Raw genomic sequence first — 14,290 nt, forward strand, 5'->3', positions numbered from 1 at the left:
GCCAGTGAAGACAACAACTTTCTGCCGACCAGTTGCGGCGCTCAAAGGCCAACAGCGTTAGAATGCCCGATTGATTTAGCCCCCCGGATACCCGTGCCTTGCTGACCGAGTCCCGCCGCCGCGCCTACCTTTCCGCCATGCAAGTGGTGCATTGGCTGCCGCGCGCCGAACTGCCGTTCGCCGCACCGTCGCGCCCCGAACTGCTGCTGCCGCAGGTTCCGGTCGAGGAAGCCGAATTCGAGGTCAGGCCCTTCGCACCGGCTGCCAACGAGGCACCGGCCGCACCCCAGGCCCGCTCCGGTGAACGCCCGAAAATCGAAATTCCGCGCCCAGGCAGCACGCCCAAGCCGGTTGCCAAGCCGGTCGAGGCGGAGCAAGAGGCCCCCGCGCCACGACCAGCAGCGGTGCCGCCCCCACGCTTCTCGTTGCAGTTGCTGCGTGCCGGCAGTTGCCTGTTGCTGGTGGAGCTGGCCACCGCGCAGCCGTTCCAGAGCCGCGACCCGTCCTACCTGCTGCTCAAGGACATGCTGCGCGCCGCCGGCTTGCCCGACGCGCCGCAGATCATCGGCGAGCCGGTGCGCTGGCCGCTGCTGGTGCGCGGCAACATGGACCAGGGCCCCGGCGCCGCGCGTGATTTCGTCCAGGGCTTTATCCAGGCGCGCCTGGAAGAAGCACCCTGCACCTGCCTGTGGCTGATCGGCCTGCCGGCCCTGCGCTTCGCCGCCGGTGTCGAGGACGAAGCCTATTACCAAGTACTGAAGCTCGACGGCCTGGGCGACGCCTGGGCCTTGCCGGGCCTTGAACTGTTGATGGACGAGCCGCAGCGCAAGGCGGACGTCTGGAAAGCGATGCGCCAGCTGATGGCGCGCTGGAAGAGCGTTGAATGAGTGAATCGATCAGTTTCCGCCCGATGACCGAGGCGGATCTGGATGCCGTGCTTAAGATCGAATATGCCGCGTTCAGCCACCCCTGGACCCGCGGCATCTTCCAGGATGCGCTCAAGTCCTACGAAGTGTGGCTGATGTTCGATGGCCAGCAGCAGGTTGGGCATGGCGTGATCAACGTGATCATCGACGAGGCGCACTTGCTCAATATCACCGTCAAGCCCGAGAACCAGGGATGTGGCCTGGGACTGCGCTTGCTCGAACACCTGATGGCGCGGGCCTACAAGCTCAATGGGCGGGAGTGCTTCCTGGAAGTGCGGGCCAGTAACCAATCGGCGTATCGGTTGTATGAGCGCTATGGTTTCAATGAGATTGGACGTCGGCGTGACTACTATCCTGTTGCGGGCGGGCGCGAGGATGCGCTGGTGATGGCGTGTACGTTGCTCGAAGACTGACCTTGGGTTAACTGTGCGGACCCTTTCGCGGGGCAAGCCCGCTCCCACAGGAAATGAGCGCTCTATCTGTGGCAGCGGGCTTGCCCCGCGAAAGGGCCCGCACAGGCAGTCTTCTTGTTCATGCTTAACTCCTTGTCAGCAGGCGCCAAGGTTGGCGGCCGTGCTCATGGTGGAGCAGGGGGAGCAGGAATGAGAAGTGCACGAGGATGGCTGATAGCAGTGGCGTTGCTCACGGGTGCGGCCCAGGCCGATGAGCGAGACCTGTGGATGTTCGCCCAATGGGCCGGGGACCATCAGACCCGGCCTTTTCGCGAGATGCTGGTAGACGCCCGCCTGTATGGTGTGGTGCCGATTCACCAACTGCTGCGCTCGGCGTCCGACTGGAAGCTGTGCCGGGCCTCGCCGTTCGCCGTGCCGCCTTCCGCCAACTGGCCTGCAGTACGGTCCACGCTGGCGCTGATCAAGACCCTCGACACGCAAGGCATCCTGCGCCAGTTCGAAGTGGTGTCGGCCTACCGCGCCCCAAGCCTCAACCGCTGCGCCGGCGGTGCCGTGGCCAGCGCCCACACCCGAGCCTTTGCGGTCGATATCCTGCTGCCGGGCTGGGCTGACCCCAATCCGTTGTGCCGCTTCTGGCAGCAATACGGACAGGCCTGGAACATGGGCCTGGGGCGCTATCCGAGCGGGCGCATCCATATCGACACAGCGGGCTATCGAACCTGGGGGGGTGATGGCAGTTCCGAGTCGTCGTTCTGCAGCAAGCCCAGCTGAGCGAGGCAGGCCTGGCTTTCGCTCATCACCCACTCGGCGAAGCGTTGGCGCTTGCCGCCGTCGCTGAGGGGCTGCGGACTGAGTAGGTGGTACGCAGAACCGTCACGCAGGAAGTCGAACGGTGCCTGCAACTGCCCGCTGTCGAGTTCGTCGCACACCATCAGTGCCGAGGCGATGGCCAGGCCCAGCCCCGCGCTGGCGGCCTGGAGTGACAGGTAAAAATGCTCATAGTCGCTGCGCTCGCTGTGCCGCGCGTGCTGGCCGCTCAGGCGAAGCCACGTGGGCCATGCGCTTGGCCGTGTAGAGCTGTGCAGTTGACGCTGGCCATCGAGCGATCTACGGGGCTCGCGGCCGACCGGGCCGATCCATTCATCACAGATCTTCAGGCTGTGCAGCGCCGGCGGCCAGTGGAAGTCGTCGCGCCTTAGCGCCAGGTCGACGCCACTGCGCGCGAAATCTACGGGCCCGCCAGCGGCCACCAGGTGCAGTTGCAGGTCCGGGTGGGCGGCATGGAAGCGCGGCAGGCGCGGGATCAGCCAGCGCATGGCGATGGTCGGCTCGCAGGACAGTACCAGTACGTTGTCGCGTTCCTGCTGCTGCAGGCGCTGCACGGCGCCTTCGAGCTGTTCGAAGATCGCCTGGGTGGTGCCGTGCAGGGCGCGGCCGGCGGCGGTGAGGTAGATGGCGCGGTTGCGCCTTTCGAACAGTTCGATGCCCAGGCTTTCCTCCAGCTGGCGCACCTGGCGGCTGACGGCGCCGTGGGTGACATGCAGGCGCTCGGCGGCGCGCACGAAGCTTTCGGTTTCGGCGGCGATGTCGAAGTAGCGGAAGGCGGTGAGTGGGGGCAGTTTCATGGGGTCCTGTTTCGTCAGTGCTGGCCTCATCGCCGGCAAGCACCCACAACGCATATCTGTGAGAAAACCTAGCGAATCTGCCTCACTATAAATCGATTTTTCCTCGAATGCGCAACCTCGATAATGAGCGCCTCTGTGCATTTTCATCGCCTATCGAGGATCTCCCGTGACCGAACTGCTCGCCGTTGCCCTGTTCACCCTCCTGGCCGTCATCAGCCCCGGCGCCGATTTCGCCATGGTTACCCGCAGCAGTTATGCACAGGGCCGCAAGGCTGGCCTGGCGGCTGCGGTGGGGATTGCCCTGGGCGTGCAGGTGCATGTGCTGTACACGGTGCTGGGTATTGCGGTGATCATCAGCCAGAGCCCGGCGCTATTCCTTGGCATGAAGGTGCTCGGGGCCGGCTACCTCATCTACCTGGGTTACCAATCACTGACCAACACGGCTCGCATCAACCTGGAGGGCCAGCCGTCAGGTTCGAGCTTGCTGGCCGTATTGCGCACGGGGTTCCTGACCAACGCCCTCAACCCCAAGACCATGCTCTTCGTGATCAGCGCCTACACCCAGGTGGTGCAGCCCGGCAGTCCGCTGGCGCTGGATTTTGCCTACGGTGCATTCATGTCGTTCGCCCACTGGGCCTGGTTCAGTCTGGTAGCGGTGTTCTTTTCGAGTGCGGGGCTGCGCAAGGCGATGATCGAGCGACAGCAGGTAGTCGACCGCGTGATCGGCGTGGCGCTGATCGGGCTGGGTCTGGCTGTGGTGGTGGCGGGCGTGCGCTGAACTTTTCTGCGGGCAAAAGAAAAGGGCTTACCTTGCGGTAAGCCCTTTTCAAGTTTGGTGGCTACACAGGGACTTGAACCCCGGACCCCAGCATTATGAATGCTATGCTCTAACCAACTGAGCTATGTAGCCAATGGCGCGCATTATTCCCTTGTGATGCCCCTGTGTCAACACTCATTTCAAAAAAAATTTGCACGCTTTCAAAAACTTAGCCGCCAACCGCGGTTTAGCGCACGATCAGCCACTGGCCGAGCACGTCGTATAGCTGCAGTTGCTGCCCGGCAGCCAGTGCCTGGAGGGTTTCGCCGGGGCGGTCGAGGTTGAAATCGCCGCTCACGCGCCGATAAGCGGTTTGTTCGTCCATCATCCACACACGCCGCCCCTGGTAACTGGCCAAGCGCTCGATGACCTCGCCCAATGGCATGTCGCTGGCGCGCAGCTGGCCCATGCGCCAGGCGTCCGCTGCTTTTACATCGGCCTTGTGCACCGGGTCGATCCGCGCCTCGTTGAACGTCACGCGTTCACCGGTCGCCACCAGGCGCTGGTCAGCACCCTGAACGATCATCGCTTTACCGTTGAACACCACCAGTTCGTCATGCCCGGCATGGCGTGCCACCATCAACCGTGTGCCGAACACCTGGATGCGTGCATCGTCTACCTGCACCTCCAGGGCGCGGCCGTCGAGCTTCACCTCCAGGTACACCTGGCCCTGCACCAGTTGCAGCTCCCGGGTACGCGTGCGCAGGTCGACATTCATCGCGCTGGCGCTGTCCAGGTGCAAGGTCGAGCCGTCGGCCAGGCGCACGCTGCGGCGTTCGCCGGCGTCGGTGTACAGTTCGCTGCCCAAACGCTGCATCAGTGGCCAATAAAGATAGGCCAGCGCACCCAGCAGCAGCAGGCACAGCAAGGCCAGACCCAGGCCTCGGCGGCTGCGTTTTACCTTAGCCAGCTGCGGTCGTGGTCGCGCGGGGGGAGGCTGCAGTTGCTGCCAGCAAGCCTCGAGCTCGGCATAGGCGTGGGCATTGCGCGGGTCTTGGCACCAGCGGCCGAACGCCTGACGTTCGCGCTCATCGCAGCCAGGTTGGCGCAGGCGTGAAAACCATTCCAGGGCTTCCTGCTGGGGATCGGCCTGAATCTGCGTGACGGGCATCGGGCTCATCGGTCGGTGTGCTCGCGTGAGGGCGGTTTCGCCCAACGATTACGGGGGGAGGGTGGTGCAAAGATGCTAATTGTATTGAGAACCATTTACAAGTACGCGACGGCCGAGGGATAAAAAAGGTAGCTATGTATCTATTTGTTTCCTGATAATCGGATCCCAAACCTGCGGACGGAACTCAAGCTCATGGCCTTCAGCAGCACCTCCACCGCCAGCACCGGTTCGGCGAGCCAAGCCAACCCGCTGGTGATGCGCATCATCACCTTCTGCGCTCTGGCGCACCTGATCAACGACCTTATCCAGTCGGTGCTGCCGGCGATCTACCCGATGCTCAAGGCCAACTACAACCTTAGCTTCGCCCAGATCGGCCTGATCACCCTGACCTTCCAGATCACCGCTTCGCTGCTGCAGCCCTGGGTCGGCTTTTTCACCGACCGTCGGCCGGCGCCGAATCTGCTGCCGCTCGGTACCCTGTGTACCTTGGTGGGCATCGTCATGCTGGCCTTCGTCGGCAGCTTCCCGATGATTCTGCTGGCTTCGGCACTGGTGGGCATTGGATCGTCGACCTTCCACCCGGAGACTTCGCGCATTGCACGCCTGGCCTCGGGTGGGCGCTTTGGTCTGGCGCAGTCGACCTTCCAGGTGGGTGGCAACGCCGGTTCCGCGTTCGGCCCCTTGCTGGCGGCCGCCATCGTCATCCCGTTCGGCCAGACCCACGTGGCCTGGTTCGGCGTTGCCGGGCTGCTGTTCTTCGCCGTCACCCTGATGCTGCGCCGCTGGTACAAGGAGCACCTCAACCAGGCCAAGGCGCGCAAGGCCGTGCAGGCCACCCATGGCATTTCGCGCCAGCGGGTGATCGCGGCGTTGATCGTGCTGGGCCTTCTGGTGTTCTCCAAGTACTTCTATATGGCCAGCTTCACCAGCTACTTCACCTTCTATCTGATCGAGAAGTTCGACCTGTCGGTGGCCAGTTCGCAGTTGCACCTGTTCCTGTTCCTTGGCGCGGTGGCCGCCGGCACGTTCTTCGGTGGGCCCATCGGTGACCGCATCGGACGCAAGGCGGTGATCTGGTTCTCGATCCTTGGCGTGGCGCCGTTCACCCTGGCATTGCCCTATGCCGACCTGTTCTGGACCACCGTGCTCAGCGTGGTGATCGGCTTCATCCTGGCGTCGGCGTTTTCGGCGATTGTGGTGTATGCGCAGGAGCTGGTACCGGGCAGCGTGGGGATGATTGCCGGGATTTTCTTTGGGCTGATGTTTGGCTTTGGTGGTATTGGCGCGGCGTTGCTGGGTTACCTGGCGGACTTGCGGGGGATCGAGTACGTGTATGGGCTGTGTTCGTTCCTGCCGTTGTTTGGGTTGTTGGCGGTGTTTTTGCCTAATACCAGCAAGCGTTGAGATCGTTGGGGCTGCTTTGCAGCCCAATCGCGACACAAGGCCGCTCCTACAGGACGGCGTAGGGTAATGGGCCGCACAGCGGCCCCCAGCAATTGACGACTCAACCCGGCTGGCCTAGAGTGCCGCCTCTTTTTCCACACCTGCGTAGTCTCAAAGCAATGCGCCGTACCCAGAGCCTCCCCCACGCCCGCCAGCCTGCCCTCCAGGCGATGCGTCGCGCGTGGCCGAGCGACACGGTGCTCAAGCGTCGACGCAGCGTGCTGTTCGCCTTCACCTTCTCGCCACACCTTGCCCTGAACTGACCCGCGCCTCTGCGTCGTCCGCCCTTGCGGCGTGCGCGTGGGCGCCTGTATCTGCGCGTCTTTTCAGTTTTGCTTGGAGTGGTACATGAACATGCGTTTGCTGGTGGGCCTTCTGTTCGCCGTTTCGGTCGTCGGCTTCAGTTTGGGAGCCAGCCTGCCACTGGTGTCGTTGCGCTTGCATGAAGCCGGCGCCGGGACCCTGGAAATCGGCATCATCTCGGCCATTCCCGCCGCAGGCATGATGCTTTCGGCCTTCATGGTCGACGCCTGCTGCCGCCTGCTGACCCGGCGCACCATCTACCTGCTGTGCTTCAGCCTGTGCACCGTCAGCATCGCGTTGCTCGAATCGGCGTTCGATTCCCTCTGGCTGCTGGCCGTGCTGCGCCTGAGCCTGGGCATTGGCATGGGTATCGCCATCATTCTCGGCGAGTCCTGGGTCAACGAACTGTGCCCGGACCATAACCGCGGCAAGATCATGGCGCTGTATGCGACCAGTTTCACCGGCTTCCAGGTGCTCGGCCCGGCGCTGTTGGCGCTGCTCGGTGCCAACAGCCCGTGGATCACCGGTGTGGTGACGGTCTGCTATGGCCTGGCCTTGCTGTGCATCCTGCTGACCGTGCCCAACGACCATGTCGAACATGGCGAGGAAGGCGAGAAGAGCTTTGGCCTGGCCGGTTTCTTCCGGGTCGCGCCGGCACTGTGCGTGGCGGTGCTGTTCTTCTCGTTCTTCGATGCGGTGGTGCTGTCGCTGCTGCCGGTGTATGCCACCAGCCATGGGATTGCCGTTGGCGTGGCGGCGTTGATGGTGACGGTGGTGTTCGCCGGTGACATGGTCTTCCAGATGCCGTTGGGCTGGCTGGCCGACCGTGTCGAGCGGACGGGGCTGCACTTGGTGTGCGGGCTGGTGGCGATGGCGATCGGTATCGCCTTGCCATGGCTGCTGCACATGAACTGGCTGCTGTGGCCTCTGTTGGTCGTGCTTGGCGCGGTGGCGGGGGGGATCTATACCTTGGCGCTGGTGTTGATCGGGCAACGCTTCAAAGGCCAGGACCTGGTCACGGCCAATGCCAGCGTCGGCTTGCTGTGGGGCGTCGGCAGTCTAGTCGGGCCGTTGGTCAGTGGGGCGGCAATGGATGTGGCGCCGCACGGGTTGCCGATGGCGCTGGCGATCATGGCCGGGCTGTTCGTGTGTTTTGCCCGGCAGTCGTATCGACGGGTGGGCAAGCTGCGGGCGGTGGCGGACCTGGGGGAGTGATAGGGCCAGTACGGCCAGTAGCGATCAAAAGGTCCCCTGCGTACCGTGAATTCTGTGCAGGGGCGGGGCTGCAGCGCCATTTTATTCTAGGCTTCATCCGATCACTTTCTTCTGCCTCGGGGTAATGGCCTTAGATTGTTGCGAGAAACGGCACTCTTCTGATTGCCACAAGCCGCGTAGAATCCACGGCCAGATTTAAGTGTAAAGAGGAATATCCGATGAGGCGTTGCAGCCTTTCCCGTTTTTACCTTGGGATGTTGGCCCTGATGCTGGCATTGGCCACCCCGGCCTGGTCGGCACCCGCCACGCCGGTGTCCAGCCTGGCCGCCGCCGAACTGCCAGCGCTGGATGAGGACGCCAGCCTCGCGCAGTTGAGCGATCGGCTGGACCAGATTCGTCAAGGCGTGACCAGCAGCGCCAACGACGACGTGCTGTCGCAGTTGCGCCTGGCTGCCATGCAGGTCCAGCGTCAGGCCGAGGCCCTGAGCGTCTTGCGCGCGGCCGATGCGCAGAAACTGGACGACAAGCTCAAGGTCATCGGCCCGCTACAACCGGACGAAGCCCAGAGCCTGACCTTGCAGCGCAAAGAGCTCGAAGCCGCGAAGAAGTCGGTGCTCGGCGAACAGGAACAGGCCACCAAGCTGACTCAGTCGGCCCGCGACCTGTCCACGCAGATCGTCAACCTGCGCCGCAGCCAGTTCAACTCGCAGGTCACCAGCCGCGCGGCCAGCCCATTGACGCCGGCCTTCTGGAAGTCGCTGATCCGTCCCACCGACGAAGACGTGGTGCGCCTGCGCGACTTGCGTGGCGAGGCCGCCGATGCCGTGGCCAGTGCCTTCAGTCCGGGGCAACGCTGGTTCTTCCTTACCAGCCTGGTGGCGGCGATCCTGGTCTGGACGCTGGTACGCCGGGTGCTCGAACGTCTGCTCGCCGACGCCATGGTCCGCTGGCTGCCGGAAGGTCGCCTGCGCCGAAGCGCACTGGCCTTGAGCGTGAGCTTGGCCACCCTGGGGACCATCGCCGGCTCGGTTTCGTTGCTGCGTTGGGGCCTGGAAAGCAGCTCGGAACTGGGCTCCGATATCGCCAGCCTGACCAATCATTTCCTCGCCCTGGTGGTGTTCAGCGCCTTCATTTCCGGGCTGGGTCGCGCCATGTTGATGCTGCAGCGCCCGTCCTGGCGCCTGCCACCGATCGATGACGAAGTGGCCAACGCCCTGGGTTGGTTCCCCAAGCTGCTAGCCCTGTCGCTGATGGTGATGTTGACCATGGAGCGCATCAACAGCACGATCGGCACCAGCCTGGCGCTGACCGTGGCGACCAACGGCCTGACTGCGCTGGTGGTGGTGGTGATCTTCTCGGCGGCGCTGGTGCGTTACCGCCGCACCCGGCGCAAGCATGGGCTGGAGCGCCCAAGCGGCCTGGCCGGGTTGATTCCGTTCGTGGTCGTGGTGTGGGTCGCGCTGATCACGCTGGCGCTGTTGGCCGGCTACCTGACCCTGGCCTATTTCCTCGCGGCCAAGCTGCTGTGGATCAGCGTGGTGGCCACCTGCGCCTACCTGCTGACCACCTTCCTCAGCGACCTTTGCGAGACCATGCTGTCGCCCCGTCAGCCCGGTGGCCTGGCGCTCGCTTCGACGCTGGGACTGGCGCCACGCCACCAGGCGCAGGCCAGCACCATATTGAGCGGTATCACCCGTACCACGTTGTTGCTGCTCGCCGTGTTGCTGGCGCTGATGCCGTCGGGCACCAGCCCGAGCGAGCTGTTGCTGAGCCTAGGCGACTGGGACGGCACGGGTGGCAAACTGCTTGGCAACTTGAACATCGTCCCCCGGGACATCCTGCTCGCCGTGGTGATCTTCTTCGGTGGCCTGTTCGCCATTCGCGTACTCAAGCGCTGGCTGAGCGAACGCCTGCTGCCGGAAACCGACATGGACGCCGGCATGCGTGCCTCGCTGGTGACCCTGGTGGGCTACCTGGGCTTCCTGTTCCTGGCCATGCTGGTGATGTCGACCTTGCACATCAACCTCACCAGCCTGACCTGGGTGGTCAGTGCGCTGTCGGTCGGTATCGGTTTCGGCTTGCAGCAGATCGTGCAGAACTTCATTTCCGGCCTGATCCTGCTCACCGAGCGCCCGGTCAAGGTGGGTGACTGGGTGAGCCTGGCCGGGGTCGAGGGTGACATTCGCCGCATCAACGTGCGCGCCACCGAGATCCAGATGTCCGACCGCTCCACGGTGATCGTGCCCAACTCGCAGTTCATCTCGCAGAACGTGCGCAACGTGACCATGGGCAATGCCCTGGGCGTGGTGGGCATTACCCTGACCTTGCCACTGGAGACCGATGCCAATCGGGTGCGCGAGGTATTGCTCAAGGCCTTCAAGGAACACGAGGCGGTGCTCGATGCGCCGGCGACGTCGGTGACCTTCAAGGATCTGACCAGCAGCGGCATGGTGATCGGGGTCAGTGGTTATGTGGCGGGGCCGCGGCAGGTGTCGGGGGCGCGCAGCGACTTGCTGTTCACCATCCTCGGCCAGTTGCGCGACGAGGGCATTTCCCTGTCTTCGCCGCAGAGCATGGTGCTGGTGCAGGAAGGGTCGCGTCCGGCTGACGAGCCGGCGTGACCCCAATCGCCGGCAAGCCGGCTCCCACAGGTACCCCACCGTTCTCGAGATCTGTGGTGACCCTGTGAGAGCCGGCTTGCCGGCGATTGGGCTGCCAAGCAGCCCCCCAGCCTCAATGCTGTTTCGCCTGCCTGATCCGCAACAGGATCACCAGCAGCACCAGCAACACTGGCGGTGCCATGCCCAACAGGGCATCGCGCGCGGTCAGTGCCACCCCCAGCAGATTCAACCCGCCATACAGCAGCTTGAACAGGTTCAGCAGGTAATAGGTGATGGCAATGATCGACAGCCCCTCCACCGCGCGCTGAATCTTCACCTGGGCATCGGCCCGGGCATTGAGGCTGCGCAGAATCTCGGCATTCTGCTCCTCCATCTCTACCTGCACGCGCGCTTGCAGCAGGTCGCCCAGATTGGCGACGTTCTTGGCCAACTGTTCCAGGCGTTGCTCGGTGGCGGCGCAGTAGCGCACGGTCGGTTTGAATCGACGCTCGATGAACACGCCAAGACGCTGGCAATCGCCGACATGGCTCTCGCGCAATTCGCCAAGGCGCTCGAACACCAGCTGTGCATAGGCCTGCGTGGCGCCGAAACGATGGCGGGTCTTGACCGTAAGGCTGACCACCTGCCGCGACAGCTGGGCGATGGCTTCGAGCAGGCCCTTGGAATCGTGGCCATCGCCCCCGGCACTGCGTTCGGAGAGGCTGACCAGCGTCTTGTCGAAGGCGTCCAGCTCCTGGCTCAGCGCCTTGGCCGTGGTCAGGGCCAGCGAGGCCATCATGCGATACGTCTCGATCTCCAGCAGGCGGCGGATCATCCGGCCCTGGCGGTAGGCATTGAGACGGCGGTTGATGAACAGGAAGCGGTTGGTGCCGTCGGCGGTCAAGCGGAAGTCGCTCCACACGACCGCATCACCACCGCCGACGCAGGAGCCGCTCGGGTCCTTGAAGCCGTAGTGGGGCAAGTCCAGACCTTGCTCGTCGCGCACCAGCACCTGTACCGAGTTGATCACCTGGGCGGCCTGCGGGGCGATGGCATCGGCCAGCACGGGCGGTAGCGCTTGCCATTCGGTTTCGGCGCTGGAGCAGGGCACCACCAGGGTCAGGGTGAAAAATTCCGTGTGCCGTTCCCACTTGAAGGGATGCCCGTTCAGCGCGCTGATGCCTTGTACGGCCTGGGCATCCACGGCATCGGGGCAGCAGCGTTGCAACAGCGCGGCGCAGGCTGCATCGCCGCCGAGCAGGGCCAGGTGGAAGACATGCGCCGGGCCGTCGAAATACAGCGACGGGCGGGCGTGCAATTCGTTGTGCAAGGCGGTGCGTTGAGGGTGCATGGTGGTCCGGCCTGGTCTTGTGATTGTGGGGGGTACCAGGGAGTGGGACTTGGCGACAGGGCCAGAAAGTCACGCTGGCCTTGTGTCTGCTACCATTTGTCGCTGCGTGTAACGCAAATAGATTTACAGATATACATTGGCGTTACGGTTTTGTAGCCTTGATGACTGTCGACCGAAGCGGTCGATGTCATTGCCCGCGTGGAACGGGCGAGGAGTCAACAATGAGTGAAATGCACACGCGGGATCGCAGCAAAGCGGTTCCATTGAACATGCGGGTCGCCGAGCATCGGCGCGACCTGATCGACGCGGCGGTGGAAATCGTCGGTGGTGATCGCACCAGCTTCGTGCTGGAGGCGGCGTGCAAGCGTGCCGAGGAAGTGCTGATGGAGCGACGGCTGTTCTTGCTTGACGAGCAAGCGTTCGAAACGTTCGCCCAAGCGCTGGCCGACAACCCCATCAGGAGTAACGAATGCGTGAAGAAGCTGCTGGCAAGGCCGAAGCGCTGGAGCTGAGTGCTCCGCAGATCCTCGACACGTTTCACGACCTGAGTCAGTTCGATTGTGGCGAGGCATCCATCGATGGCTATCTGCGGGACAGGGCCTGGAAGGCCCAGCACAGCAAGCACGCCGTGGTCTATGTGACCTGTTTCAAGGGAACGCAGACCGTTGCTGGTTATTACACGCTTTCAAACGGCTCTGTTGCACGCGCTCATGGTGTGTCTGCGAGGTTACGGCGTAACGCCCCCGACGACCTGCCTGTGATAGTGCTTGGGCGCATGGGCGTTACCCGCGAGGCAGCGGGCCAGGGGGTGGCCACGGATCTGTTGCAGGATGCGATCGAAAGGGCGCTGGTCGCATCTGAAATAGTCGGTTGTGTAGCGATGATCGTTCACCCGCTCAATGAGCGGCTGGAACAGTTCTATGCCAAGTACGCAGGCTTCAGGCTGTGCCCCGCTTTATCGCCGAAAACCATGATGATGTCGCTGCAGTAACGTCAAGTCTCTGTGGGAGCCGGCTTGCCGGCGAAAGGGCCGCAAAGCGGCCCCCTGCGGTGGTCAGCCCATGCACCGCGTCACATGTTTCACCGACAGATACCCCGACAACCCCCAAGGCCCGAGCTCTCGCCCGATCCCACTGCCCTTGGTGCCACCCCACGACGTTTCGACGAACACCGCCTGCACCGAGTTGATCCACACATGCCCGACCTCCAGCGCATCGGCCACGCGCTCGGCGCGTTCCAGGTCGGCGGAGCAGACGGTGGCGACCAGGCCAAAGCGGCTGTTGTTGGCTTCGGCAATCGCCTGCGCTTCGGTCGAAAAGCGACGCGCACACAGCACCGGGCCGAAGATCTCTTCGGTCCACAGGCGACTGTCCACAGGCACATCGGCATACAGTGTCGGGCTGACGAACCAGCCCTCGCGGTCCAGCGCCTTGCCACCGGCCAGGCACTGCAAACCCTCTTCACGGGCCGTCGCGAAGTAGCTGGCAACCTTCAGCCATTGCGCCTGGCTGGTGAGTGGCCCCATGTCCACTTCTTCGCTCGATGGATTACCGACGCGCAGCTTTTCCAGTGCCTGCTGCAGACGGGGCAGCAGTGCATCGGCAATGCCGTCCTGCACCAGCAGGCGCGAGGTCGCCGAGCACATCTGCCCGGCATTCCAGGTGATGCCTGCGACGATCCACTCCACCGCCTGGTCCACGTCGCAGTCATCGAACACCACGATCGCCGACTTGCCACCCAGTTCCAGGGTCACCGGCCGGCACTGCGCCGAAGCACTGCGCATCACCTGGCTGCCAACGCTGTTGCTGCCAGTGAACGACAGCTTGTCCAGGCCGTTGTGGCTGCTCAGGGCCGCGCCGGTCTCGGCCTTGCCGTTGACGATGTTCAACACGCCGGCAGGCAGGCCCAGGGCCTCGGCGATCTGGCCGTAGGCCTGCTCAATCAGCGGGGTGACTTCCGAGGGCTTGAGCACCACGGTGCAGCCCGCGGCCAGGGCCGGGGCGAGTTTCCAGGCGCTGGTCACCAGCGGGAAGTTCCACGGCACGATCAGGCCGACCACGCCCACCGGTTCCAGGCGCGTGCGGGCAGTGAAGCCGGGAGCGGCCAGTGGCACGTCACGGTTCTTTTCCGGCAGTTGCTCGGCCAGCTCGGCGTAATAGGCGAAGGTGGCGATGGCGTCGTCCAGGTCGATTTCGGCCTCGTGGCGCGGCTTGCCGTTGTTGCGCATCTGCAGGGCGATCAGCGCTTCGCGGCGCTGGCCGAGTTGCTCGGCAAAGCCGCGCAGGAAGGCTGCACGGGTGGCTGCGCCGAGGTTTTTCCAGGCCGGCAAGGCCTCGCGTGCAGCCGCCACGGCCTGGTCGACCTGGGCGACGCTGGCGGCCATCATCTCGGCGAAGGGCAGGCCCAGGGCCGGGTCGTTGACGCTGATGCAGTCGCTGCCTTGGCCTTCGACCCAGCGGCCAGCGATGTAGTGGGAAGTGGTCATG

Annotated in this window: 14 protein-coding genes and 1 tRNA gene; 10 read left to right on the forward strand and 5 right to left on the reverse strand. The window is 63.9% G+C overall.

Going from position 1 to position 14,290, the window contains the following annotated elements; translation table 11 throughout:
- The first annotated feature begins 98 nt into the window (after positions 1-98).
- The 3 genes from ACIPZG_RS00105 (at position 99) to ACIPZG_RS00115 (ending at position 2,110) form a co-directional block, all read left to right on the forward strand.
- Positions 99-887 carry an energy transducer TonB gene (locus ACIPZG_RS00105; protein ID WP_400708959.1) on the forward strand — a complete coding sequence of 263 codons (789 nt, stop codon included), beginning with the start codon at positions 99-101 and terminating at the stop codon, positions 885-887.
- Positions 884-1,339 carry a ribosomal protein S18-alanine N-acetyltransferase gene (rimI, locus tag ACIPZG_RS00110; protein WP_400708962.1) on the forward strand — a complete coding sequence of 152 codons (456 nt, stop codon included), beginning with the start codon at positions 884-886 and terminating at the stop codon, positions 1,337-1,339. The genes ACIPZG_RS00105 and rimI overlap by 4 nt, the downstream gene beginning before the upstream one ends.
- A gap of 189 nt (positions 1,340-1,528) precedes the next feature.
- Positions 1,529-2,110, forward strand: a complete 582-nt coding sequence (locus ACIPZG_RS00115) for a D-Ala-D-Ala carboxypeptidase family metallohydrolase (protein WP_400708965.1) — start codon at positions 1,529-1,531, stop codon at positions 2,108-2,110.
- Here ACIPZG_RS00115 and ACIPZG_RS00120 read toward each other — a convergent pair.
- Positions 2,050-2,964: a LysR substrate-binding domain-containing protein gene (locus ACIPZG_RS00120; RefSeq protein WP_400708968.1), complete on the reverse strand. Its 915-nt coding sequence runs from the start codon at positions 2,962-2,964 to the stop codon at positions 2,050-2,052. The genes ACIPZG_RS00115 and ACIPZG_RS00120 overlap by 61 nt on opposite strands.
- Before the next feature lie 166 nt (positions 2,965-3,130).
- Between ACIPZG_RS00120 and ACIPZG_RS00125 the strand changes: the two genes are divergently transcribed.
- Positions 3,131-3,742: a LysE family translocator gene (locus ACIPZG_RS00125; RefSeq protein WP_400708971.1), complete on the forward strand. Its 612-nt coding sequence runs from the start codon at positions 3,131-3,133 to the stop codon at positions 3,740-3,742.
- A 55-nt stretch (positions 3,743-3,797) separates the two neighbouring features.
- Here the strand turns inward: ACIPZG_RS00125 and ACIPZG_RS00130 are convergent.
- Positions 3,798-3,874, reverse strand: a tRNA-Met gene (locus ACIPZG_RS00130).
- Positions 3,875-3,968: 94 nt separating this feature from the next.
- On the reverse strand, positions 3,969-4,901 hold the full coding sequence (locus tag ACIPZG_RS00135; protein WP_400708974.1) for a FecR family protein: 933 nt from the start codon (positions 4,899-4,901) through the stop codon (positions 3,969-3,971).
- A gap of 183 nt (positions 4,902-5,084) precedes the next feature.
- Here ACIPZG_RS00135 and ACIPZG_RS00140 point away from each other — a divergent pair, with 183 nt between their 5' ends.
- The 4 genes from ACIPZG_RS00140 to ACIPZG_RS00155 all read left to right on the forward strand — a co-directional run bounded on the left by ACIPZG_RS00140 (position 5,085) and on the right by ACIPZG_RS00155 (position 10,474).
- Entirely contained in the window at positions 5,085-6,296 is a 1,212-nt protein-coding gene (locus ACIPZG_RS00140; RefSeq protein ID WP_400708976.1) for an MFS transporter, read from the forward strand.
- Positions 6,297-6,454: 158 nt separating this feature from the next.
- Positions 6,455-6,598: a hypothetical protein gene (locus tag ACIPZG_RS00145; protein WP_176512188.1), complete on the forward strand. Its 144-nt coding sequence runs from the start codon at positions 6,455-6,457 to the stop codon at positions 6,596-6,598.
- Positions 6,599-6,683: 85 nt separating this feature from the next.
- Positions 6,684-7,853 (forward strand): MFS transporter, encoded by a 1,170-nt coding sequence (locus ACIPZG_RS00150; RefSeq protein ID WP_400708979.1) that lies wholly within the window; start codon positions 6,684-6,686, stop codon positions 7,851-7,853.
- Between the two features lie 218 nt (positions 7,854-8,071).
- Positions 8,072-10,474 (forward strand): DUF3772 domain-containing protein, encoded by a 2,403-nt coding sequence (locus tag ACIPZG_RS00155; RefSeq protein WP_400708982.1) that lies wholly within the window; start codon positions 8,072-8,074, stop codon positions 10,472-10,474.
- Between the two features lie 112 nt (positions 10,475-10,586).
- Here the strand turns inward: ACIPZG_RS00155 and ACIPZG_RS00160 are convergent, their stop codons facing one another.
- Positions 10,587-11,804, reverse strand: coding sequence for a DUF3422 domain-containing protein (locus tag ACIPZG_RS00160; protein ID WP_400708985.1), 1,218 nt, complete (start codon positions 11,802-11,804; stop codon positions 10,587-10,589).
- A gap of 221 nt (positions 11,805-12,025) precedes the next feature.
- Between ACIPZG_RS00160 and ACIPZG_RS00165 the strand changes: the two genes are divergently transcribed.
- Together ACIPZG_RS00165 and ACIPZG_RS00170 are read left to right on the forward strand one after the other, a co-directional pair.
- A complete protein-coding gene (locus ACIPZG_RS00165) occupies positions 12,026-12,316 on the forward strand; it encodes a DUF1778 domain-containing protein (RefSeq protein WP_400708988.1) in 291 nt (96 codons plus the stop codon).
- Entirely contained in the window at positions 12,274-12,795 is a 522-nt protein-coding gene (locus tag ACIPZG_RS00170) for a GNAT family N-acetyltransferase (RefSeq protein WP_400708991.1), read from the forward strand. Before ACIPZG_RS00165 ends, ACIPZG_RS00170 begins: the two co-directional genes overlap by 43 nt.
- Positions 12,796-12,858: 63 nt before the next feature.
- Here ACIPZG_RS00170 and ACIPZG_RS00175 read toward each other — a convergent pair whose 3' ends face one another.
- The gene (locus ACIPZG_RS00175) at positions 12,859-14,289 is read right to left on the reverse strand and encodes an aldehyde dehydrogenase family protein (RefSeq protein ID WP_400708994.1); all 1,431 of its coding nucleotides are present in this window, start codon (positions 14,287-14,289) and stop codon (positions 12,859-12,861) included.
- Position 14,290 lies beyond the last annotated feature (1 nt).

Origin of the sequence: Pseudomonas sp. NPDC089395 (assembly GCF_044749525.1) — a bacterium.
In the GTDB taxonomy this organism is placed as follows: domain Bacteria; phylum Pseudomonadota; class Gammaproteobacteria; order Pseudomonadales; family Pseudomonadaceae; genus Aquipseudomonas.

What these genes read in the sequence shown, in the direction of transcription:
- ACIPZG_RS00155 (WP_400708982.1), top strand. Translation starts at nt 8,072, where the DNA reads ATGAGGCGTTGCAGCCTTTCCCGTTTTTACCTTGGGATGTTGGCCCTG.
- rimI (WP_400708962.1), top strand. Translation starts at nt 884, where the DNA reads ATGAGTGAATCGATCAGTTTCCGCCCGATGACCGAGGCGGATCTGGAT.
- ACIPZG_RS00150 (WP_400708979.1), top strand. Translation starts at nt 6,684, where the DNA reads ATGAACATGCGTTTGCTGGTGGGCCTTCTGTTCGCCGTTTCGGTCGTC.
- ACIPZG_RS00160 (WP_400708985.1), bottom strand. Translation starts at nt 11,804, where the DNA reads ATGCACCCTCAACGCACCGCCTTGCACAACGAATTGCACGCCCGCCCG.
- ACIPZG_RS00170 (WP_400708991.1), top strand. Translation starts at nt 12,274, where the DNA reads ATGCGTGAAGAAGCTGCTGGCAAGGCCGAAGCGCTGGAGCTGAGTGCT.
- ACIPZG_RS00165 (WP_400708988.1), top strand. Translation starts at nt 12,026, where the DNA reads ATGAGTGAAATGCACACGCGGGATCGCAGCAAAGCGGTTCCATTGAAC.
- ACIPZG_RS00145 (WP_176512188.1), top strand. Translation starts at nt 6,455, where the DNA reads ATGCGCCGTACCCAGAGCCTCCCCCACGCCCGCCAGCCTGCCCTCCAG.
- ACIPZG_RS00115 (WP_400708965.1), top strand. Translation starts at nt 1,529, where the DNA reads ATGAGAAGTGCACGAGGATGGCTGATAGCAGTGGCGTTGCTCACGGGT.
- ACIPZG_RS00140 (WP_400708976.1), top strand. Translation starts at nt 5,085, where the DNA reads ATGGCCTTCAGCAGCACCTCCACCGCCAGCACCGGTTCGGCGAGCCAA.
- ACIPZG_RS00120 (WP_400708968.1), bottom strand. Translation starts at nt 2,964, where the DNA reads ATGAAACTGCCCCCACTCACCGCCTTCCGCTACTTCGACATCGCCGCC.
- ACIPZG_RS00135 (WP_400708974.1), bottom strand. Translation starts at nt 4,901, where the DNA reads ATGAGCCCGATGCCCGTCACGCAGATTCAGGCCGATCCCCAGCAGGAA.
- ACIPZG_RS00175 (WP_400708994.1), bottom strand. Translation starts at nt 14,289, where the DNA reads ATGACCACTTCCCACTACATCGCTGGCCGCTGGGTCGAAGGCCAAGGC.